The sequence below is a fragment of the Corynebacterium sp. HMSC075D04 genome, from assembly GCF_001815635.1.
GTDB lineage: Bacteria > Actinomycetota > Actinomycetes > Mycobacteriales > Mycobacteriaceae > Corynebacterium > Corynebacterium coyleae.
In genome coordinates this window covers 21,223-42,161 of sequence record NZ_KV821289.1, presented here as the reverse complement: position 1 = coordinate 42,161, position 20,939 = coordinate 21,223, and the positions used below count along the sequence as shown (strand labels likewise).

At 59.3% G+C, this 20,939-nt stretch carries 17 protein-coding genes; 5 read left to right on the top strand and 12 right to left on the bottom strand.

What is annotated here, in order from left to right:
• Positions 1-46 precede the first annotated feature (46 nt).
• The 3 genes from HMPREF3048_RS00945 to aspS form a co-directional block, all read right to left on the bottom strand.
• On the bottom strand, positions 47-1,411 hold the full coding sequence (locus HMPREF3048_RS00945) for a replication-associated recombination protein A (RefSeq protein WP_070770973.1): 1,365 nt from the start codon (positions 1,409-1,411) through the stop codon (positions 47-49).
• 4 nt (positions 1,412-1,415) lie between these two features.
• Positions 1,416-2,702 carry a phosphotransferase gene (locus HMPREF3048_RS00940; protein ID WP_083279517.1) on the bottom strand — a complete coding sequence of 429 codons (1,287 nt, stop codon included), beginning with the start codon at positions 2,700-2,702 and terminating at the stop codon, positions 1,416-1,418.
• 62 nt (positions 2,703-2,764) lie between these two features.
• Positions 2,765-4,576, bottom strand: a complete 1,812-nt coding sequence (gene aspS / locus HMPREF3048_RS00935) for an aspartate--tRNA ligase (protein WP_070771038.1) — start codon at positions 4,574-4,576, stop codon at positions 2,765-2,767.
• 169 nt (positions 4,577-4,745) lie between these two features.
• On the opposite strand from aspS, the gene HMPREF3048_RS00930 reads away from it, so the two are divergent.
• Genes HMPREF3048_RS00930 through HMPREF3048_RS00920 form a run of 3 tightly spaced genes read left to right on the top strand, consistent with a single transcriptional unit; the run spans position 4,746 to position 7,853 of the window.
• The gene (locus tag HMPREF3048_RS00930) at positions 4,746-5,666 is read left to right on the top strand and encodes a KPN_02809 family neutral zinc metallopeptidase (protein ID WP_070451349.1); all 921 of its coding nucleotides are present in this window, start codon (positions 4,746-4,748) and stop codon (positions 5,664-5,666) included.
• Positions 5,667-5,682: 16 nt separating this feature from the next.
• Positions 5,683-6,405: a CBS domain-containing protein gene (locus tag HMPREF3048_RS00925; protein ID WP_070770972.1), complete on the top strand. Its 723-nt coding sequence runs from the start codon at positions 5,683-5,685 to the stop codon at positions 6,403-6,405.
• 53 nt (positions 6,406-6,458) lie between these two features.
• Entirely contained in the window at positions 6,459-7,853 is a 1,395-nt protein-coding gene (locus tag HMPREF3048_RS00920) for an L-serine ammonia-lyase (RefSeq protein WP_070484848.1), read from the top strand.
• On the opposite strand, the gene hisS is transcribed toward HMPREF3048_RS00920, so the two are convergent.
• Positions 7,840-9,126: a histidine--tRNA ligase gene (gene hisS, locus HMPREF3048_RS00915; protein WP_070770971.1), complete on the bottom strand. Its 1,287-nt coding sequence runs from the start codon at positions 9,124-9,126 to the stop codon at positions 7,840-7,842. The genes HMPREF3048_RS00920 and hisS overlap by 14 nt on opposite strands.
• Before the next feature lie 169 nt (positions 9,127-9,295).
• Between hisS and HMPREF3048_RS00910 the strand changes: the two genes are divergently transcribed.
• Positions 9,296-10,246 (top strand): peptidylprolyl isomerase, encoded by a 951-nt coding sequence (locus HMPREF3048_RS00910; RefSeq protein WP_070770970.1) that lies wholly within the window; start codon positions 9,296-9,298, stop codon positions 10,244-10,246.
• Positions 10,247-10,337: 91 nt separating this feature from the next.
• Entirely contained in the window at positions 10,338-10,601 is a 264-nt protein-coding gene (locus HMPREF3048_RS00905; protein WP_070423079.1) for a hypothetical protein, read from the top strand.
• Positions 10,602-10,661: 60 nt separating this feature from the next.
• On the opposite strand, the gene HMPREF3048_RS00900 is transcribed toward HMPREF3048_RS00905, so the two are convergent.
• The 8 genes from HMPREF3048_RS00900 to ruvB form a co-directional block, all read right to left on the bottom strand.
• Entirely contained in the window at positions 10,662-11,630 is a 969-nt protein-coding gene (locus HMPREF3048_RS00900) for a serine hydrolase domain-containing protein (protein ID WP_070770969.1), read from the bottom strand.
• A 50-nt stretch (positions 11,631-11,680) separates the two neighbouring features.
• Positions 11,681-13,957, bottom strand: a complete 2,277-nt coding sequence (locus HMPREF3048_RS00895) for a RelA/SpoT family protein (protein ID WP_070570426.1) — start codon at positions 13,955-13,957, stop codon at positions 11,681-11,683.
• Between the two features lie 50 nt (positions 13,958-14,007).
• The gene (locus tag HMPREF3048_RS00890) at positions 14,008-14,586 is read right to left on the bottom strand and encodes an adenine phosphoribosyltransferase (RefSeq protein WP_070770968.1); all 579 of its coding nucleotides are present in this window, start codon (positions 14,584-14,586) and stop codon (positions 14,008-14,010) included.
• A gap of 61 nt (positions 14,587-14,647) precedes the next feature.
• On the bottom strand, positions 14,648-16,243 hold the full coding sequence (locus HMPREF3048_RS00885) for an ABC transporter substrate-binding protein (RefSeq protein ID WP_246818820.1): 1,596 nt from the start codon (positions 16,241-16,243) through the stop codon (positions 14,648-14,650).
• A 33-nt stretch (positions 16,244-16,276) separates the two neighbouring features.
• Complete coding sequence (gene secF, locus HMPREF3048_RS00880) at positions 16,277-17,440, bottom strand: protein translocase subunit SecF (RefSeq protein WP_371325716.1); 1,164 nt, start codon at positions 17,438-17,440, stop codon at positions 16,277-16,279.
• Positions 17,440-19,383 (bottom strand): protein translocase subunit SecD, encoded by a 1,944-nt coding sequence (gene secD, locus HMPREF3048_RS00875; RefSeq protein ID WP_070770966.1) that lies wholly within the window; start codon positions 19,381-19,383, stop codon positions 17,440-17,442. Before secD ends, secF begins: the two co-directional genes overlap by 1 nt.
• A 155-nt stretch (positions 19,384-19,538) precedes the next feature.
• Positions 19,539-19,829: a preprotein translocase subunit YajC gene (gene yajC, locus HMPREF3048_RS00870; RefSeq protein ID WP_070451334.1), complete on the bottom strand. Its 291-nt coding sequence runs from the start codon at positions 19,827-19,829 to the stop codon at positions 19,539-19,541.
• Between the two features lie 33 nt (positions 19,830-19,862).
• Positions 19,863-20,939 carry a Holliday junction branch migration DNA helicase RuvB gene (gene ruvB, locus HMPREF3048_RS00865; protein ID WP_070423072.1) on the bottom strand — a complete coding sequence of 359 codons (1,077 nt, stop codon included), beginning with the start codon at positions 20,937-20,939 and terminating at the stop codon, positions 19,863-19,865.

The window sequence follows — 20,939 nt, the reverse complement described above, 5'->3', positions numbered from 1 at the left end:
GGAGTTTTTCCGCGCTTACTTTACCCGCGACTCCTCTACAGTTGGGCTACCGCCCGCGAACAAGTCGGCGTAACCGACCAATAAACTCGCTAATTCGGCGCTCCGCGCCGTGTTCCGTCGGCTCGTAATACACCGCTTCTTCCAGCCCATCCGGGATATATTGCTGCTCGACCACTCCCCGCGGGTCGTCATGCGGGTAGACATATCCAACCGCATTGCCCATCTGTTTTGCGCCCTCATAGTGGCCATCGCGCAAATGGGCCGGCACTGGAGGCACATGCCCCTCACGCACGTCCGCTAAAGCACGATCGATGGCCTTAATGACGGTAGGCGACTTCGGCGCCGTAGCCAGGTGAATTGTCGCCTGTGCTAGCGCAAGACGCCCTTCTGGCAGGCCGACAAACTGCACTGCATTCGCCGCAGCGGTAGCAGTCTGCAACGCAGTCGGATCTGCCATACCAATATCTTCCGAAGCGTGAATGACCAGACGTCGTGCGATAAACCTGGGGTCCTCCCCGGCCTCGATCATTCGCGCCAGATAATGCAGCGCTGCATCGACATCAGACCCGCGGATCGACTTGATAAAGGCGCTGACCACGTCGTAATGCTGATCGCCATCGCGGTCGTAGCGAACAATCGCGCGATTGACGTTTTCACGCACAGTCTCCAGCGTGATCGTGCCACCGCCAGAAACAGCTTCAGCGGCAGCTTCGAGGTACGTCAGCGCCCGACGCGCATCGCCTCCAGCGAGCAGAATGAGTTGTGCGCGGGCTTCGTCGTCAAGCAAAACCTGCCCCTGCAACCCCCGCTCATCTGCCAATGCGCGGTCGATGACTCCGCCAAGGTCTTCGTCGCTAAGCGACTCGAGCTTGAGCAGCAGCGAGCGCGACAACAACGGAGCAACAACGCTAAAACTCGGGTTCTCCGTCGTGGCGGCAACCAGCAACACTGTGCGATTTTCGACGGCCGCAAGCAGCGCATCCTGCTGCGTTTTAGAAAACCTGTGGACCTCGTCGATAAAGAGCACGGTTTTCTCACCGCGGATGAGGTCACGCCGCGCCTCGTCGATAACCGCGCGGACTTCTTTCACGCCGGAAGACAGCGCGGACAACGCCACAAAGCTCTGCCCCATCGTTTTTGCGATTAACGATGCAATCGTGGTCTTACCTGTCCCAGGCGGACCATACAAAATCACCGATGCTGCACCAGAGCCTTCGATGAGCCGACGCAGCGGCTTTCCCTCGCTGAGCAAATGCTTCTGCCCCGCTACCTCATCTAGGGACTGGGGGCGCATCCGTGCGGCCAGCGGTGCTGTCGAGCCAGCTTCAAAAAATGAGGTACCCCTATTCCCCGATGCTGCACCGGGAACGTCGTTGCTAGAAGCAGCCGCGAAAAGTTCTTCTTGGCCCATTGCCTTAACGCAACCGCCTTGCGACCTCGGACGCGAACTCAGCAACGACAACGTATGCGGGGTCTTTACCGCTACCCGCATATGCTGCCAACGACTCGAACGTCTCGCGCAAATCACGTCGCACGAGAAGCTCATCTTCGGTCAATGGTTCTCCACCTCGCGGTCGAAGCACAACGCCAGCATTCTCTTCGGCGTCGTCGCCAATGGCTTCGGCTACCCCATCTACAAGATCAAAATCCTGAATATCACCTGCCGAAAGACCAGCAGCTTCAAGCTCTTTCTCAAATGTCGGATCATCCTGCAACAACGCGGCCATAGGCTTCGGTTCCAACATGGCGACGCTACTAAGCGCCCACCCCACCAGTGCACCCGTGATGCGCGCCTGCAACGTATCCGGATGCTGCACTCCTGGCCAAAGGTCAGAGACCTGTATCCGCCACGCATCGACGAACGCCTTGGTCGCTTCCTCGTTAAACGGCTGCGAAGCCAAATACACCGGGAACCGCGCAACTACGTAGGCAACATCGAATGAAACATCCCGAAAGCCCGCTGATTCATAATCAAGAAAGTGAAACGAGTTCCCAGACCGAATGACGTTATCTGGTGCCAGGTCAAACGGCGTAAAAGCACGCATACCGCCACGCAGCAGCCGGCGCTCGATGTTACGAGCCGTGAGAACCACCTCTTGAGGAATCTCAATTCCGGCCTCACGCATGATCCGCAACCCAACTCTGATCCGATGGGACAGCAACCGGTCCCTCAAACGTTGCAGCGGTGCAGCGTTGGGCCGTGAACGCGTCATCCGATGCAGTAAGACGTTAAACGCTTCCTCTTCATCGGCAGTACCTGCATGCATTCGGCCAAGTGCTGTGCCCAGGCTGCGCAACAGTGCGATGTGGTCCTCTTCGCTTGCAGTCTCAAGCGCTTCTGCGAGAGTTTCCCCATCACCGGAGTCGGTGATGATAATGATGCGTTGCTGCGTGTCGTAGCCCAACAACGCAGGGCCAGGCCTGGTCTTTTCACTTAAGGAAGTGGCGAATTGGTACGCGACAACCTCTCGAAGGTACGCCGCCTCTTCGAAGACAGACTCCGTTGGCGGCGCCTGCTTAATGATGACTGAGCGCTGCTGGAAAAACGGGTTCGTTTTAACACGAGCCCTCAACACGATCGAGGGACCGGAGCCATTAAGGCGTTCAACCTCAAACAACGACTGCTCACCGCCGTAACGGCGAGTGAGAATGTCTGTAGCGCTTGCAACGACTTGCTCGTCACTTACTTGCTCGGGCTGCATCCGGTCCCCTTTGTCGTGCGCCACCGCAGGAGCAGGTTCCTGCGGTGGCTGCATTCAATCGGCTACTTCGTGTCCGTTTCGCCGTCTGCCTTGTCTTCAACCTTCTTCGGCTTGAAGTCCACTCCAGTTTCCTTGCGCTGCTCAGCCGGAATTGGAGCAGGCGCGTCGGTAAGCGGGTCGACACCGCCGCCGGACTTCGGGAAAGCGATCACATCGCGGATCGATTCAAACCCACCAAGCAACGACACGATGCGGTCCCAGCCAAAGGCAATACCACCGTGCGGAGGAGCACCGAACTTGAAGGCGTCCAGCAGGAAGCCGAACTTCTCATCGGCCTCTTCGTCGGTGATGCCCATGACCTCGAACACGCGCTTCTGCACATCGTGCTCATGGATACGGATGGAGCCGCCACCGATCTCGTTACCGTTGCACACAATGTCGTATGCGTAGGCGAGAGCCTCGCCCGGGTTCTGCTCGAAGTTGTCCAGGAACTCCGGCTTCGGAGAGGTAAACGCGTGGTGGACTGCGGTCCACTTAGAGTGGCCCAACGCGACATCACCGGATGCGGTTGCGTCTGCAGCAGGCTCGAACAGCGGTGCATCCACAACCCACGTGAACGCCCAATCGCCTTCCTTGATCAGGTCAAGCTTGCGCGCAATCTCACCGCGGGCTGCGCCAAGCAGTGCACGAGACGCCTTGGTTTCGCCTGCTGCGAAGAAGATGCAGTCACCCGGCTTCGCACCGACGTGCGCAGCGATGCCAGCCTTTTCCTCGTCAGTGATGTTCTTCGCCACCGGACCGGTGAGCTCGCCGTCTTCCTGAATGAGAATGTAGGCCAGGCCCTTCGCACCGCGCTGCTTTGCCCACTCCTGCCAGGCGTCAAGCTGACGACGAGGCTGGGATGCGCCACCTTCCATCACAACAGCACCCACGTACTCGGCCTTGAACACGCGGAAGGTGGTGTCCTTGAAGAAGTCGGTGCACTCGACCAACGGGATGTCGAAGCGCAGGTCCGGCTTGTCGGAGCCGTACTTCTCCATCGCTTCCTTGTAGGTCATGCGCGGAATCGGCGTCTGAATGTCGTAGCCGATCAGCTTCCAAAGCTCGACGAGGATTTCCTCGGCCAGCTCGATGATGTCGTCCTGATCAACGAAGGATGCCTCGACATCGAGCTGGGTGAACTCAGGCTGACGGTCTGCGCGGAAGTCTTCATCGCGGTAGCAGCGTGCCAACTGGTAGTAGCGTTCCATACCCGCGACCATCAGCAGCTGCTTAAAGAGCTGCGGCGACTGCGGCAGCGCATACCAAGAACCTGGCTTCAAACGAGCAGGAACAAGGAAGTCACGTGCACCTTCCGGGGTCGAACGCGTCAGCGTAGGCGTTTCGATCTCGGTGAAGTCGTGGTTGTCCAAGACGCGACGGGCGGCTTGATTGGCCTTAGCGCGGAGGCGAATTGCCTTAGCCTGACGCTCGCGGCGCAGGTCCAGGTAGCGGTACTTCAGACGTGCTTCCTCGCCAACTTCATTGGAGGATGCATCCTCGATCTGGAATGGCAGGGCTGCAGCCTTGTTCAGCACCTTCAGGTCAGTGACGTTGACCTCGATTTCACCGGATGCAAGGTTCGGGTTCGCAGAGCCTTCCGGGCGTGGCTCAACCACACCGGTGACCTGGATGACGAACTCGCTGCGCAGGTCGTGTGCAGCCTCCGCTACTTCGGACTCACGGAATACAACCTGAGCGAGACCAGAGCGGTCCCGCAGATCGATAAAGATGACCCCGCCATGGTCACGGCGGCGGGCCACCCAACCTGTGAGCGTGACGGTCTGACCGTCGAGTTCTTTGTTCAAGTTCCCCGCAAGGTGAGTGCGCAGCACGGTTTCTTCCACGTCCTTCCACGTGATGGCGAATCTAACCTGACAAAGTCTACCTACCCCGGCTGAGTGGTGCCTCGGCGAGGTCCGCCCCACACCACCCCAGTCGCTCGAGACACGATGTTTTGGCCCAACCGCGACACTCGGTAGGGATCTTTGGCACAATTCAGCCATGACATTTCGTGGTGATTACGCGCAGGGTCAGGGCGGCAACGTCAGGACAAGCTCCGGCTCCGGTCGCGGAGGCGGCGGAGTCAGCCCCGGCGCAATGGCAATTCTTCCGATGCTGCTTCGCGGCGGTGGCGGAGGGACTGTCATCTTGATATTGCTCGCGGTGCTGTACTTCAGCGGTGCGTTAGATGGACTCCTTGGCGGCGGGAGCAATTCTCAATCCCAGTCTGAGTCGCAGGGTGACTACTCACTCGAGCATTGCAACGAACAAGGATCCTCGAACACCTACGACGATTGCCGCGCGGCGGCAACCTTCGGGTCTGCCCAACAGATTTGGAGCGAAGTACTCCCCGCGCAGGCGAATGTCGAGTTTGAGCCGGCAGATATGGTGCTTTTCCGCAACGATGTCACCACTGGCTGCGGCTACGCTACCTCCGATACCGGCCCGTTCTACTGCCCTCGCGATACCACCGCTTACCTTGACGTGAGCTTCTTTGAGCAGCTGGGCCAACTCGGCGGCGCGAACGGTCCGCTTACTCAGGAGTACGTAACTGCCCACGAGTACGGCCACCACATCCAGCATCTGGAAGGAACGTTGGGGCTGAGCGACTATAAGAACCCAGGCCAGGATTCTGCGGCTGTCGCAATTGAGCTGCAGGCGGACTGCTACGCCGGAATCTGGGCAAAACATGCTGCCGAGCAGGGCGTTTTGGAACCGATCACCGACGAACAGCTCGAGCAGGCACTGCAGACCGCCCGTTCGATTGGCGACGACAACATTCAACGACGCTCAGGCGGCGACGTCGACCCGGATGCGTGGACGCATGGCTCCTCTGAGCAGCGTATGGAAGCGTTTAATTCCGGATACAACTCTGGACAGATGGCCGCCTGCGACACGCTCAACCGCGGCGTCTACAACTAAAAGGCACCGTTCGCTTATGACCAAGTCCGCACCAAACCGCGCTATCCCGTTCCTTGCCGCCTTCAATTCGATCGAGTCGCATTTGCGCAGCGAATTGGATGCCAAGCGATCCGATTCGTTTACGTGGATGGTGGGCCTCGCCGCAAAGAAAGGGATTCTTGCTCGCGACCAGGCCGAGACCTTGCGTGAGTTTGCGGATCTGCGCAACGCGATTAGCCATGGGGAGTACGACAATCTCCGCCCGATTGCAGAGCCGCTCCCCGAGACGGTTCAAACAATCGAGCATTTGCGCGACGCGATACTCTCCCCACCGTTGGCCCTTGAGGTGGTCCCACACCAGAAGGTGGTGACGTTTACGCCGGAGACGGACATTCATGAGCCATTGAAGACAATCGCGACACAGGGACTAACGCAATTCCCGATCTACGACGAAGGAAAGTGCGTCGGGCTGCTCACCACGAATGCAATCGCGCGCTGGGTGGCGGCGGAACTGACAGATGATGACCGCATTCCGGCTACCACCGTTCGCGATGTGCTCACCCACAGTGGCAAACTCGACCACCCGGTGTTTCTTCCACGGACCGTAACCGCCGCACGTGCTGTTGATGCGTTGAGCACTCCATTGAAAACCGGCGCGGTGCCGCGCCTGGCCATCATTACCGAGCACGGCAAGGCAAACCAGCGGCCGATCTCGGTTCTGGGGGCAACCGACATCCCTGCACTATCTCAAGCGCAGTAGCGCATCCCGCTTATCGACGAGCCACAACCGGTTTCTGCGGTAGGATTCGCCGCATGTCAGCAAACTTTGTCAGTGTTGTCGACCTGTTCAGTATCGGCATCGGTCCTTCCTCGTCTCACACCGTTGGCCCGATGCGGGCCGCAATGACGTTTGTGGAGAAACTCGGGAAAGTGCCGGCGAAGGTTGTCGTAGAGTTGCGTGGTTCCCTCGCCGCCACGGGAGTCGGCCACGGCACCGACCGTGCTGCGTTGCTCGGGCTGGTTGGGTACACCCCCACCACCACTTCTGCAGACATTGCTCCAAAACCTGGGGAGCCGATCCCTTCCACAGGCGTGATCGAAGGCCCGACAGGGCGCGTGGAGTACGAGCTTCGCTTCGACCCGGCACCGGTGGCCGAGCACCCGAACTGTCTCATCTTCGATGCGTGGGACACAGACGGCACCATGATCGCCGAACGCGAGGACTATTACTCTGTCGGCGGCGGCTTCATTCTGGATCGCTGGGAGATGGAAGCGCACCGACAAGAATCCGGTGTTGCATCCGCTCGTGAAATTGCGACGGTCCCCTACCCGTTTAACAATGGCGCAGAACTCATGGAGCAGTGCCGAACACATGGGATGACAATCGCAGAGATCATGCGTGCGAACGAGGAGTCGATCCACGGGGCGCAGCGACTCAACTCCCATTTGGATGCGGTGTGGGACGTCATGCAGGAATGCGTTGCGCATGGCCTGAAGACAGAGGGAATCCTTCCCGGCGGCTTGAACGTAAGGCGTCGCGCGAACCGTCTTCACCGTCTACTGACTGCAGAGTACGAAGCATCCACTGCCCGTGGGCTTGACGCTATGGAATGGGTGAACCTGTACGCGCTTGCCGTGAACGAAGAAAACGCTGCTCACGGCCAGGTGGTTACCGCGCCAACGAACGGCGCAGCCGGCATTATCCCTGCAGTTATGCATTACTGCCGCGACTTCACCGACGACTTCACTGCTGAGCGCGCCCGCGAATTTCTGCTTACGGCTGGTGCGATCGGGTCGATCATCAAGACCAACGCCTCGATTTCAGGCGCAGAAGTCGGCTGTCAGGGCGAGGTCGGTTCGGCTTCTTCGATGGCCGCTGCTGGCATGTGCGCAATCCTGGGCGGCACCCCTGAGCAGGTTGAAAACGCAGCTGAGATCGCGCTCGAGCACAACCTTGGCCTGACCTGCGATCCTGTGGGCGGTCTGGTCCAGGTTCCGTGCATCGAGCGCAACGCAATTGGTGGCGTAAAGGCCATCAACGCGGCACGGTTGGCAAAGCTTGGAGATGGCACCAACATCGTCACCCTCGACGACGTGGTGGAGACCATGGCAGCCACCGGCCGCGACATGATGACTCAGTACAAGGAAACGTCCATGGGTGGCCTCGCAGTCCAGCTCGGCCTGCCCGTGAACATTACTGAGTGCTGATTGCCTGCGCGACCGCTTCAGCGGAAAGCGCAACGGCCTCCTGTGAGTGCTCGGCGAGGTTCTTGACTGCAACCTCGCCTGCCTCCAGCTCACGCTCGCCGAGCACCAGCGCGAAGCGTGCGCCCGCGCGGTCAGCACCCTTCATTGAGCCCTTGAGCCCGCGGTGGCCGTAAGCCATGTCGGCGCTGATACCGGCCGCGCGGAGTTCGTCGACAAGCTTGCTCATCTTCACTCGTGCTTCGTCGCCAATCGCGATACCGAACACATCGACACGGTGGGCTGCTGCTTCAAGCTCGACGCGTTCAGCTTCGAGGGCGAGTACCGCGCGATCAACGCCGAGACCGTAGCCGATGCCGGAGAGGTCCGGGCCGCCAATCTGGGCCATCAGGCCGTCGTATCGTCCACCGCCGCCGATGCCGGACTGTGCGCCGAGGCCGTCGTGAACGAACTCGAAGGTGGTCTTGGTGTAGTAGTCCAGACCGCGAACCATGCGTGGGTTAACGACGTACGGCACGCCGAAGTCGTCCAACGCCGCGATGACGGCGTTGAAGTGGGCACGGCATTCGTCGCAAAGGTGATCCAGCATCAACGGCGCATCGGCGGTCATCTCTCGGACCGCTTCACGCTTGTCGTCGAGCACTCGAAGTGGATTGATCTCAGCTCGGTGGCGAGTTTCCTCGTCGAGTGGGAGATCAAACAGGAACTTCTGCAGCTTCTCGCGGTAGGCCGGGCGGCAATTCTTGTCGCCCAGACTGGTGATCTCCAGACGGAAACCGCTCAGGCCGATCGCACGGTAGCTGCGGTCTGCCAAGGCGATCACCTCGGCGTCGAGCAGCGGATCGTCGACACCAATGGCTTCCACGCCCACCTGCTGCAGCTGACGGTAGCGTCCGGCCTGCGGGCGCTCATAGCGGAAGAACGGTCCGTAGTAGTTGAGCTTCACGGGCAGGTAACCGCGGTCCATGTTGTGCTCGATGAAGGAGCGCATGACGCCGGCGGTGCCCTCGGGACGCAGCGTTACCGAACGGCCACCGCGGTCCTCGAAGGTGTACATCTCCTTGCTCACTACGTCAGTAGATTCACCGACGCCGCGGGCAAACAAGGTGGTGTCTTCGAACACCGGCAGCTCAATGTGTTGGTAGCCAGCGATCCGTGCCTGGCGCGCGAACTCATCGCGGACATGGATGAACGCACTCGAGGCGGGCGGCACATAATCGGGCACGCCTTTCGGTGCGGAAAGTTTTTGGAACTGCTCGGCTTGATTCTCACTCACGAGGCCTTAGTCTAACCAACCTCTCCCCTGTGCGGGCGCACTTGTCGCTGTGGTCTTTCCACCGCTGTTGCGATTAGCCCTGCTAGGCTTTTGCACCGTTCAATGCGCGCGTGCTTTTCGACGACATCACGCACGCGCTTTCCCCGATACTCGAAGAGGTGCATCGCCAGTGGCTAGCAACGAACAGCGTGGCAAAGAGGCCCTGTCCAATCTGGAACGGGAACTCGATTCCCGCGACCGCAAGGAAAAGTCCCGCCCGTGGTCTGTCGCAGCGCTTTCCGCCGTTGCCATCGCGCTGATTGGTGGCGGCATCTACGTCGCAGCCAACCAGGGCGACGAGGACAACCTTGCAGCCGATGACACCTCCGCAACTACGGATGCTGACAACGCGGAACAGGAAGAATTCGACGCTTCCACCTTCGCGCCGATTGCTACGAAGCGCGAGAAGGCCTTGCCGGCTACCGTCTCGTGCACCTATGAAAACGAGGACGGCGCCGAGCTGCGCGCTGGCACCCCGCCGACCGAGAACGTGTCCACCGAAGGCACCGTCACCGTCGAGCTCGAGACCAACCAGGGTCCGATCGGCATGACGCTCGATCGCGCAGCTTCCCCATGCACGGTCAACGCCATCGAGTACCTGACCTCCGAGGGATACTTCAACGACACGGTCTGCCACCGTCTGACCACTGCCGACGGGCTGAAGGTGCTGCAGTGTGGCGACCCGGATGGCACAGGTGCGGGTGGCCCTGGCTTCCAGTTCGCCAATGAGCTTCCCACTGACGAGGCACTCGACGGCATCGACACCGAAGGTCTCGACCTACCAGCCGATATGGATGAGGCAACCAAAAACCAAACCCTGCAGATGATGCTGCAAAACGAGCCTAAGCGCTATGACCGTGGCACGATCGCCATGGCTAACGCTGGCGCGGACACCAACGGCTCCCAGTTCTTCCTTAACTACGGCGACTCGGTCCTGCCGCCGCTGTACACCTACTTCGGCACGATTGACGACGAGGGCCTTGCCACCCTGGACAAGATCGCCGAAAAGGGCGTTGAAGGCGGCGGGACTGACGGCGCACCGGCCGAGGAAGTGCGTATCACCGCAGCAAGCGTGAAGTAGCACTCACATACATATCGCTATTGCACGCAACCCTCGCAGGCGATAGCATCCTGCAGAGATTCCGTTTCAAACCTTTTCAGTGAGGACCCTCATGAAGACTCGCACCAGCCTTGTTGCAGCCGCTACCGTCACCGCAGTCGCTTTCACCGGTGCAGGTGTGGCTCAGGCTGCGCCGACAGTCGTCGGCGATAACACCACCAACACCACTAACGACAATGGATCTTCGTCCAACGAAGAGGGCTCGTCCATGCGCGACATGAGCCCGTCCGAGATCCAGGATTGGCTCGCAGTTGTCACCGCGATCATCGGCATCCTGAGCCAGGTGGCTACGGTTGCCATGAAGTTCATGCGGTAAAACGCGTCACTGCGAAAAGCGTCTCCGGTTTCTCGCCGGAGACGCTTTTCTGTTTCGTGGTCATTTCTCTCGCGCTGGGTCATGCAGGCCTATGAGTTCAAACGCAATCCATTCAATGTCTGCATACGAATCCGTCGTGACAAACGATGCACGCTGAGTGCTTAAGTCCAGCAGTAGCATCGAGGAGAATCCCCGCGTTGCACCGTTATGCCAGTACAGTTCGGTGCCTTTAATGTTCGCCCACGTAAATCGCGTACTGCGACGCTCAAGGATATGCATGGCGTACTTCGCCATGTCCGAGGTGGTCGAACGCAGGCCGCCGGATGGAGCTGTGCCGTCCATCTCCCAAGCTTGAACAGGTAGACCGAGTGCGGAGACTCCCCTGGGTCTATCCGGTCCGACTGTTCCAGGCAAAGCGACGTAAGTCTCCGTCATCCCCAACGGGTCGAGCACCCACTCTTTGATCAACGTCGGGTAGGTCGTGGTGGAAACCCTGGCCAGTAGAAACCCGAGCAAGTCGTGGCCGAGGTTAGAATATTCCTCCACGCCACGCTCTCGCAGTGTCGCTGACAGTGCCTGCTCGATGACATCCTCGGATGTGACTCCTACGTCAGGATTCAAGCCGAGTAGTGCTCGTGCAATGTTTCGCAGTCGTTGCTTGCCGGTTCGTGGCAAGCCCGAGGTGTGGTTCGCCAATTCAGCCAGCGTCACATCTGCTAATGCGTTACCTCGCACACGCTGCCCAAGCACATCTCCGACCGTTGTATCGGTGTCAACCAACCCCTTGGTAATGGCTTGCTCGAGCAGCTCGGCATTGAACGTCTTGGTTATTGAGGCAATCTCGAACTCGGTGTGCTCATCCGCCCCGACCCCAGCAAAGTTGGCCTTTCCGTCTTCAACAACGCAAGCTGCAACATTACGAAGCGGATACGTATCCGCACTCGCTCGCATTGCCAATGAGGAAAGCAGTCGCACAAGAGACGCATCCCCTGTCAACTTTTGTGCAAGGGTGACCCGTTTGAACCGCATCGCAACCTTCCTATCAACGCAACGTTGAACAGGTCTCGAACGAGCTTAGGTTACGCAGTCACTCTGTAGACGTCGAACACACCTTCAATGTTGCGAATCTGGTTCATGATCGAGCCGAGTTGTTTGATGTCTGACACCTCAATGGTCAGTCGGATCGTCGCCACTCGGTCCTCCCCTGCTTGAGACGACATCGCGAGGATTGGGAGTTTCGCCTCGGAGAGCACCCCGGTGGTCTCGGTAAGCAGACCATTGCGGTCGAGTGCTTCCAGCTGAATCGTCGCGCGTGACGCACTCTTGGTGCCACCGGGGGCGGACCATGACACGTCGACGAGACGCTCTGGCTCGTCGTTAAGTTTGGTCGCGTTCGTGCAGTCAGTCCGGTGCACGGAAACTCCCCCACCACGGGTGACAAACCCGAAGATGGCATCGCCGGGGACGGGTTGGCAGCATTTCGCCAACTTCGCCATCACATCCGGGCTGCCCTCAACCAGGATCGCAGGGCCGTCGCCGGTTGTTTGCGGGCGAACAAGTGCAGAAACAGGGGTACGCGCTGTGAGGGCGTCTACGGCGTCATCGTCGCCGCCGAACATGTCCATGAGCAAGTGCGCGACGTGCGCTGCAGACACTGTTCCCGCGCCGATAGCCGTATACAGCGCATCAACGTCCTGGTAGTGCAAACGCGTTGCTACCTGGCGCATCGACTCGTTGGTAAACAGCCTGTGCAACGGCAGCCCGCCACGCTGCACCTCAGCAGCCAGGGCATCGCGACCCGCGTCGAGCTGCTCCTCGCGACGTTCCTTGGCAAACCACTGTCGAATCTTCGCCTTCGCGCGCGGGGAGACAACAAAGTCCTGCCAATCGCGCGTTGGCCCAGCGTTTTGATCCTTTGAAGTGAAAATCTCTACCCTGTCGCCGGACTTCAGCTCGGTTTCTAGGGTGACCAACTTGCCGTTAACCTTCGCACCAATGCAGCGGTGGCCAACTTCAGTGTGCACGGCGTAGGCGAAATCGACCGGAGTAGAGCCTGCCGGCAAATCCACTACATCGCCCTTCGGAGTGAACGCGAAAATCTGCTGGCTTGTCAGGTCGTAACGCAACGAGTCCAAAAACTCATTCGGGTCCGCGGCTTCCTTCTGCCAGTCAAGCAACTGACGCATCCACGCCATCTGGTCGACCTCGGCCTGATCGCCCTTGTGGGAGCCCTTCGTCTCTTTGTAACGCCAGTGGGCAGCCACACCGTATTCGGCGTTGTAGTGCATCTCGTGTGTACGCACCTGCACTTCAAGGGGGCGACCGGTCGTCGTCATCACCGTCGTATGCAGCGACTGGTAGACACCGAAACGCGGGTTGGAAATGTAGTCCTTGAACCTGCCCGGCATCGGCGAATACAGCGAGTGGACCACACCAACAGCGGCGTAGCAGTCATACACCGTATCCACCAGAACACGGATACCGACCAGATCAAAGATCTCCGCGAAGTCGTGACCGCGCACAGCCATCTTCTGATAGATCGACCAGTAGTGCTTCGGACGGCCCATGACCTCAGCCTGGATGCCATTCGTGCTCAACTCGCGCTGCAGATCGGTAGTGATCTCGCGCAGGGCACGGTCGCGTGACGGAGCGTGATCCGCCACAAGACGTACGATTTCCTCGTACTTCTTCGGCTGCAAAATAGCGAACGCGAGATCTTCTAGCTCCCACTTCACCGTCGCCATACCCAAGCGGTGCGCCAACGGTGCGATGACATCGAGCGTCTCCTGCGCCTTCTTCGCCTGCTTCTCCGGCGGCAAGAAACGCATCGTGCGCATGTTGTGCAAGCGGTCCGCGACCTTAATCACCAGTACGCGAGGATCCTCGGACATAGCAACGATCATTTTGCGGATCGTTTCCGCTTCTGCGGCGGCGCCGAGCGCGACCTTGTCCAGTTTGGTCACGCCATTGACAAGTTTGGCCACTTCAGGGCCAAAATCGCGGGTGAGCTCATCAAGTGAGTAGTCGGTGTCCTCTACCGTGTCATGGAGCAGAGCCGCCACCAGCGTGGTGGTATCCATACCAATCTCGGCACAAATCGTTGCGACGGCGAGCGGGTGGGTGATGTAGGGATCACCTGACTTGCGGAATACACCCTCGTGCAACCGCTCTGCCGTTTCGTAAGCAAATCCGAGCTGTTCCACGTCAGCCTTCGGGTGATACTTGTGGTGAATCGACAACAGCGGATCGAGCACCGGGTTCGTTCGCGGACGCCCACCTCCCGTAAGAGAGCGGGCCAACCTGGCGGAGACACTGCGCACGGTCGGGCCCGACCGTTTGACTGGTTTATCTGTCATGTCAGGACTCCTCCACTGTCAGCAGGTACTAAGTCTGTGATACTACCCGGCTAGTTTTCTTCTTTCCCCAAAACCACAAGCGGCGCACCATCGAGTCGCTCGCGCCCTCCAAGTCCCGGGACTTCCAAGACAACGACGTAGCCGGCAACTCGACCGCCGGCGCGCTCAATCAAGTCGCGCGCCGCGATCAAGGTCCCGCCGGTAGCCAGGACGTCGTCGACAAGCACAATGCTCTTGCCAGAGATATCCACCCCATTCGCGGGGATCTCCAGCGCAGCGGAGCTGTACTCCGTGGTGTACTCCTGGGTAATCACCGGTGGCGGCAACTTGCCCTTCTTGCGAATCGCAAGAATGCCGGTGCCCATCTCGTACGCCACAGCGGAGCCGAGCAAAAACCCTCGGGCATCAAGGCCGCCGACGAGATCGGCGCCGAGCTCCTTGCTCGCCTCGGCCATCTCTGCAATGACCACGTTGAGCGCAGCTGGGTCGGCAAGCACCGGAGTCAGGTCCTCGAACAGCACTCCCGGCTCCGGAAAATCCGGAACGCGGCGAATCTTGTCCTGCAGTGCCTCAAGAGCGGAAGCGTAAGGCTGACCGCCTTGCGGGCTGATCGACGGGGTGGGCGACATGATTTCGGATCGTCTCCTGGTCAGGTTTATCGGGCTTTTAGGGTTAAGGAATTACATTTGGTCAGTTGGACCATCGGTCCATGTTCCAGCCAATGCCGGAAAGTCCTGTATACGGCACGACGTTGCGCACTGCATTATCGACGACGAAGGTGCGGGGTTGTGCGGCCAGCGGAATCGATGGCAGCGTCTTCCACAGATGCCCCTCCTGGGCACGCAACGCCCCCAGATCCTGGGCGCGATTATTGGCCGCTGGGTACTCGCTCATCGGGTCAACGACTCGCAAGATAGCGTCGGCTTCGCCGTCATGCACGGATTCGTTGCGCCACTCGTCGTACTCCACGTGAGGCAGGTCAGCGAGCGTCTTCCCCTCGCCTGTGACGTCGATGATCGTAATTCCTGCTGGCTCGCAGGTGCGGCGCATCGATTCCACCATCGCGGCCCAACGCTCATCCGGATACACGTAGCCGATACGCAACGTGGAACCCCGAAGTGCGGAAGCTTCCTGGATATTCACGTCCAAAAGCGGAGCAGCGATATCTGCCATACGCTGAGCCAACGGGTCGGTGTGCTGAATGACATGCAACGGTGCAACTGGCACTTCAACCCCCGCCTTCTCACTTGAAGCGGCGGCAACAGCGCGAGGATCGATGCAACGTGCAAGTGCCTTCCGGTTCTCCGGATCCGCCCAAAAACCAACCTCCGGCAGGGTCAACATCTCGGTGAGCTCACCGATGGCCGTTTTCACATCCAATCGATTGCCTTCTGCGTCCTCGTCGTACCACTGTGGTTGCAACTGCCGCAGGTCGCCGATCTTCATCGCCTTGGATGCTGCTAGCTCCGCAGAATCTACGGAACCAGGCCACACCACCATTGCTGCTGTCTGCGGAGCGTCCCCGTAGTAATGCTCATTAGCGACGAGCCGAACCTGGCCCTTCTCTCCTACCTCCGCAACCTTGAACGGGCCAAACGAGACTTGGAGTTCAGGATCGAACTCTTTGAGGTCAAACCCGTGGCGCCACACCTGCGCGATTGGTTTGAGTCGCTCCAGATCATCCGAGAGTAGATCAGCGACGAGGTCCTCGACAGATCGATTGGTCTTTGCAGCAACAGCATGTGCGGGAAGGACCGTGCCTGGTTCAAAAAGACCACGCCAGCGTGCACCACGGCCTTCCTTGAAGGTCACAGTGAACTCTTTGGATCCGGGTGTGCACGACAGCGAGTCCGTGTCGCCGAACAAAGGCATATTCGAACCGAACGTCGCCGGGTATTGTCCGGCAGCAAACGTCAAAAGATAGTCAGCGCAGGTGACGGGAGTGCCGTCCGAAAACACTGCCGCTTCCGACAAGGTGTAAATCACCTTGCGCTGATCCCCCGGCAGCACCTGGGTTTTTACAAGGTCAGTGTTGGGGATCAACTGTCCGCTTGGACCAGGAACATACACCCCGGGGTACAGGCGACCGGACAACGATTGCGCTAAGTCTGTCGATCCTTCGAGGGATCCAGCGTTTGTGGTGCGCAGGTTGCTTGTTACCTGGTAACCGAAAAGTTTCGTGGACTCATCATCGTCGTTGTCTGAAGATGCGCACCCGGAAAGCACCAGCGCCGTTGCGGCCAACACAGCCGCAACCTTGCGGCCAATCGCCATTTTCGGTCTCATGAGTCCACGCACCACTAGGTTTCAGCCGCTTTCTTACGCGTTCGGACGCCAGGTGCTTGTCGAAGATGCACCCGTGTCTTCCACAGGTCGAATCGGAGTAGCCACGTGGCGCTTCTTCTCTTCGACCGGTTCCTCTTCAACTTCTTCGACCTGGCCACGGCTTCGGAATGCCTCAACCGCAGCATTGTGGTCCTTGTGCTCCTGACGGCGGTTTACCAGGCTGACCAACATCGGAGTGGCCAAGAACAACGAGGAGATCACGCCTTGAATGACGCCAATGAGCTGGATGAGCGCAAGGTCCTTCAAAGTACCCACGCCCAGCATCCATACCGCGACAATCATCAGTGCGATGATCGGCAGCGCAGAAATAACCGAGGTGGAAATCGAACGCATTACGGTCTGGTTGACCGCGAGGTTGGCCTCTTCCGCGTAGGTGGATCGTCGAGAATCAAGCACTCCCGACGTGTTCTCCTTGACCTTGTCAAACACAATCACCGTGTCGTAAAGCGAGAACGTCAACACAGTCAGGAAACCGATGATCATCGCTGGGGTGATCTCAAGGGCGAACAATGCGTAGATACCCATGATGAGGATGGCATCAACCAACAGCGCCCCCATGGCAGCCAGCGCCATCGCGCGCTGCAAACGCACCGCGACATACACGGACGCTGCCAAAAGGAACACGACCATAGCCAGGAGCATGCGGTTCGTAATCGTGGAACCCCACGACTCCGACACGGTGGAGTCACCGATAGCGTCAGCGCTCGGCTCACCGTTGTGATCCTGTGGGTGGTAGGTATCGAAAATAGCCTGACGCGCGGCATCGATCTGCTCCTGCGAGAGGTGGGCAGAGTTGATCTCCAGCGTGCGGGCGTCGCCAGCGCCAACGATCTGGGTGAGCTCAGGTGTCACACCGGTGGCCTCGACGAAGGTTTCCTCGACCTCGGTCGCAACCAAATCGCCGGCAGGCATCGTCAGTTTGGTGCCGCCCTCGAAGTCGATACCCATGTTGAAGCCACGAATGAACATCGCCAGGATCGCGACCACAATAAGTCCGAGGGTGATGCTGTACCAGGTCTTGCGGTGCCCAACGAAGTCGAGGCCGCCGGAGCCGTCATACAGCGATTCACGGTCGCGACGTGCAAAGCCGCGCTTCGTCGTGGGGGTTTCGGTCGTAGCTACAGTGCTCGACATGATTAGGCCTCCTCATTCGCGGCGGATGCTTCCACGGAAGCTTGTTGCTTGACGACGACGCCGTCGCCCTCCTCAAGATCACCTGCAGCGCGGCGCTCTTCTGCGGTGCGGAATGCGGCACCCATACCGTTGACAGACGGCTTCGACCAGAAATTGCTGCGAGATGCGAGCACCAGAAGCGGCGCAGTGACCAGGAAGGTGACCAACAGGTCGAAGATGGTTGTCAGACCCATGGTGAAGGCGAAGCCCTTGACATCGCCAACTGCCAGGAAGTAGATGATGACCGCACCAATCAGAGTCACCATGTTGCCTGTGATGACCGTCTCCTTGGCCCGTTCCCAACCGGACGCGGTCGCCGAACGGAATGTCTTGCCGTGGCGTACCTGGTCCTTGATGCGCTCATAAATCACGATGAACGAGTCTGCGGTCGTACCGATACCGATGACCAGACCAGCGATGCCCGACAGGTCGAGCGAGTATCCAATCCAGCGACCGAGCAACACGAGCATGCCGTAGACAAGCAAACCCGCTGCTGCCAGGGTGACCAACGAGATGAGGCCGAAGAGGCGGTAGTAGGCGAAAACGAAGATCGCCACCATGGCAAGACCCACCAGCCCCGCATACAGGCCAGCCTTCAAGGAGGCCTGACCGAGTGAAGGGGGAACCGTCATCGCAGTTCCGCCTGGCTCACCGTTCTCACCGGCGAACGACAGCGGCAGCGCGCCGTATCGCAGGTTGTTCGCGAGACCCTCAGCTTCCTCCTGAGTGAACTGACCCGTGATCGAGGTTGCGGAACCGACTGGGGTTGCGCCCTGGATAACTGGCGCGGAGATCACCTGGGAGTCAAGTGTGATTGCGATCTGCTTCTGCAGCATCTCACTGGTGAGTTTCGCCCAGGTAGCGGAACCGTTGACATCACCAGCCTGGCTGAAAGCGAAGCTGATCTCCATCTGTCCCGACTGCGGGTTGTATCCGCCGGTAATCGCGCGGCTGGTATCAATCTGCTCGCCGGTCAGGCGGGGCCCTTCCGGATCTGTTACACCGCTGAGCAGGGGGACCTCGTCAAGCAACATCGCCTGACCGGTCGACGGGTCACAAGCGACTAGCGGAAGATCTTGCTTATCCGAGCCAGCGAGCGGGTCGGTTGCCTGGCCGAAGCAGCGTGCGGACATCAACGTCAACGCAGCGTACTGCTGAGTCGGGTCAGTCGACTGGCGGGTCTTCCGCAGCAGTTCGGTTGTTTCCTGGCGGCGCTCAGCGGCCTCAACCGGACCGTTCGGTTCCGGCAGTGGTTCAGCGGAAATCTGTGGGACGTTCTTCGGCTCTGCTGGCGCTTCTTCCTCGCTTGGCGCGACGTCCTTGCCAACCTCTGGGTTGTTTGCATCGCCTGACTCAGCAGCTTTGGCCTGCTCCTCGGCTTGTTTCTCAGCCTGCTCCTTGCGAGCCGCGAACTGTTTCAGCAGTGACTGGCCCTCTTCGGGCGTGAAGATGCCGTACTTTACCCACTCGTTCGCCATATCCAAGATGGCTTTATCTGCTTCAGCTGGGTTTGCAGCCGGAGGGTCAAGCACAGGTCGGAAGAACAGCTGGGAGGTCTGTCCGATGTTACGGATCTCCGAGGTATCGTCACCGGCTGCTTCGATCACGATGGTGTTGCCATCGACGACGACCGATGCGCCCGAGACACCCATGCCGTTGACACGGTTCTCCAGAATCCGACGAGCATCCTGGAGCTGTTCTGACGTAGGCTCTTCACCCTGCGGCACCAGTGTCACACGAGTACCGCCCTGCAAGTCAATACCTAGCTTCGGGGTAGCACTCTTCGTGCCGGTAAAAAATACAAGGGCGTAGACGCCGATGACGATGAGAGCGAATAGGGCAAGCGCCTTCGCGGGCCACTGCCGCTTCGACTTCGCCTCGCCGGATCGCCGAGTGCGTGTAGACACTGAGCAGACTCCTCTTTGTTCAGGCTCGGGTTTTCCGCCTTACACCGGCGCACACGCCGATCCAGCAGCATCTTTCAAGGTGCGGTGGACACAAACAATCGCGCGAGCCGGTGATGGCACAACGCAAATATGCTACGCCATCAGGCCAGAAAAACTTAGTTGGGTACCTCATTTGTGTCGACAGGTGCCACAGGCTCAATCTTGCGCATCACACCAGCCGTATCCATCGTCACGGCTACACCCGGGGCAAGCTCCACAAGCATGGTCTCGCCATTGTGCTCCACGACCGTGGCGTGGAAGCCTGCAACGTTGACAATCTGATCGCCAGGCTGAATCGACTGACGCAGTTGTTCAATCTGAGCCTGACGCTTCTTCTGGCCACGCATCATGAGGATGGAAGGCAGCAAGAACAAGGCCAGAATGACAATGAGCAAAATTGGTTCCATGAGAAACCATCATTGCACAACACAATCGTGGGCTTAGTAGAGCGGCATCTGCCCAGGCGCTTCGGGAGGTGCCTGCAAACCCAAGTGCTCCCACGCGGCGGCGGTAGCAACCCTCCCCCGGCCTGTTCGCGACATCAGTCCCGCGCGCACCAGATAAGGCTCACAGACCTCTTCGATGGTGCCGGATTCCTCGCCAACCGCGATCGCAAGGGTCCCTACACCTACCGGGCCACCGCCATGTCCCCTGATCAGGGCGCCAAGCACAGCACGGTCGAGGCGATCTAGCCCTAGCTCGTCGACATCGAACACTTCGAGCGCACTTCGTGCGGCATCCAGGTTTACCCTGCCGTCGCCATGGACCTCAGCCCAGTCGCGCACTCGACGCAGGAGTCGGTTCGCAATTCGCGGGGTTCCACGTGAACGCGAGGCGATCTCAACCGCAGCGTCAGTATCAATCTGCACCCCAAGGATGTTCGCTGCACGGCTGACAACCTTGGTGAGGTCGTCGACATCGTAAAACTCCATTTGAGCTGTAAACCCAAAGCGGTCACGCAACGGGCCGGTGAGCATACCTGCCCTCGTGGTTGCCCCGACAAGGGTAAACGGAGGAATCTCTAGCGGAATCGATGTCGCGCCCGGGCCCTTGCCAACAATGACGTCGATACGGAAATCCTCCATGGCCATATAGAGCATTTCCTCAGCCGGCCGTGCGATGCGGTGAATCTCATCGATGAAGAGCACATCGCCCTCCATCAAGTTAGACAACATCGCCGCCAAGTCGCCTGCCCGTTCAAGAGCAGGCCCGGAGGTCATGCGCAACGACGTGCCTAATTCCTGTGCGACGATCATTGCCATGGTGGTCTTGCCCAGTCCAGGCGGACCAGACAGCAAGATATGATCCGGCGTCACACCACGATTTCGGGCGCCCGTAAGCACAAGACTGAGTTGTTCTCGTACCTTGGGTTGGCCGATGAATTCCTGAATGGACTTCGGACGCAACGAACGCTCAATATCGTGTTCGTCGGCCTGCACGTTGGCGTCGACAGGCGACGGTGCTTTCGCTGAAAAACCTTCAGGGAGCTGGAACTCGGTCTTTTCCACATCAGACAT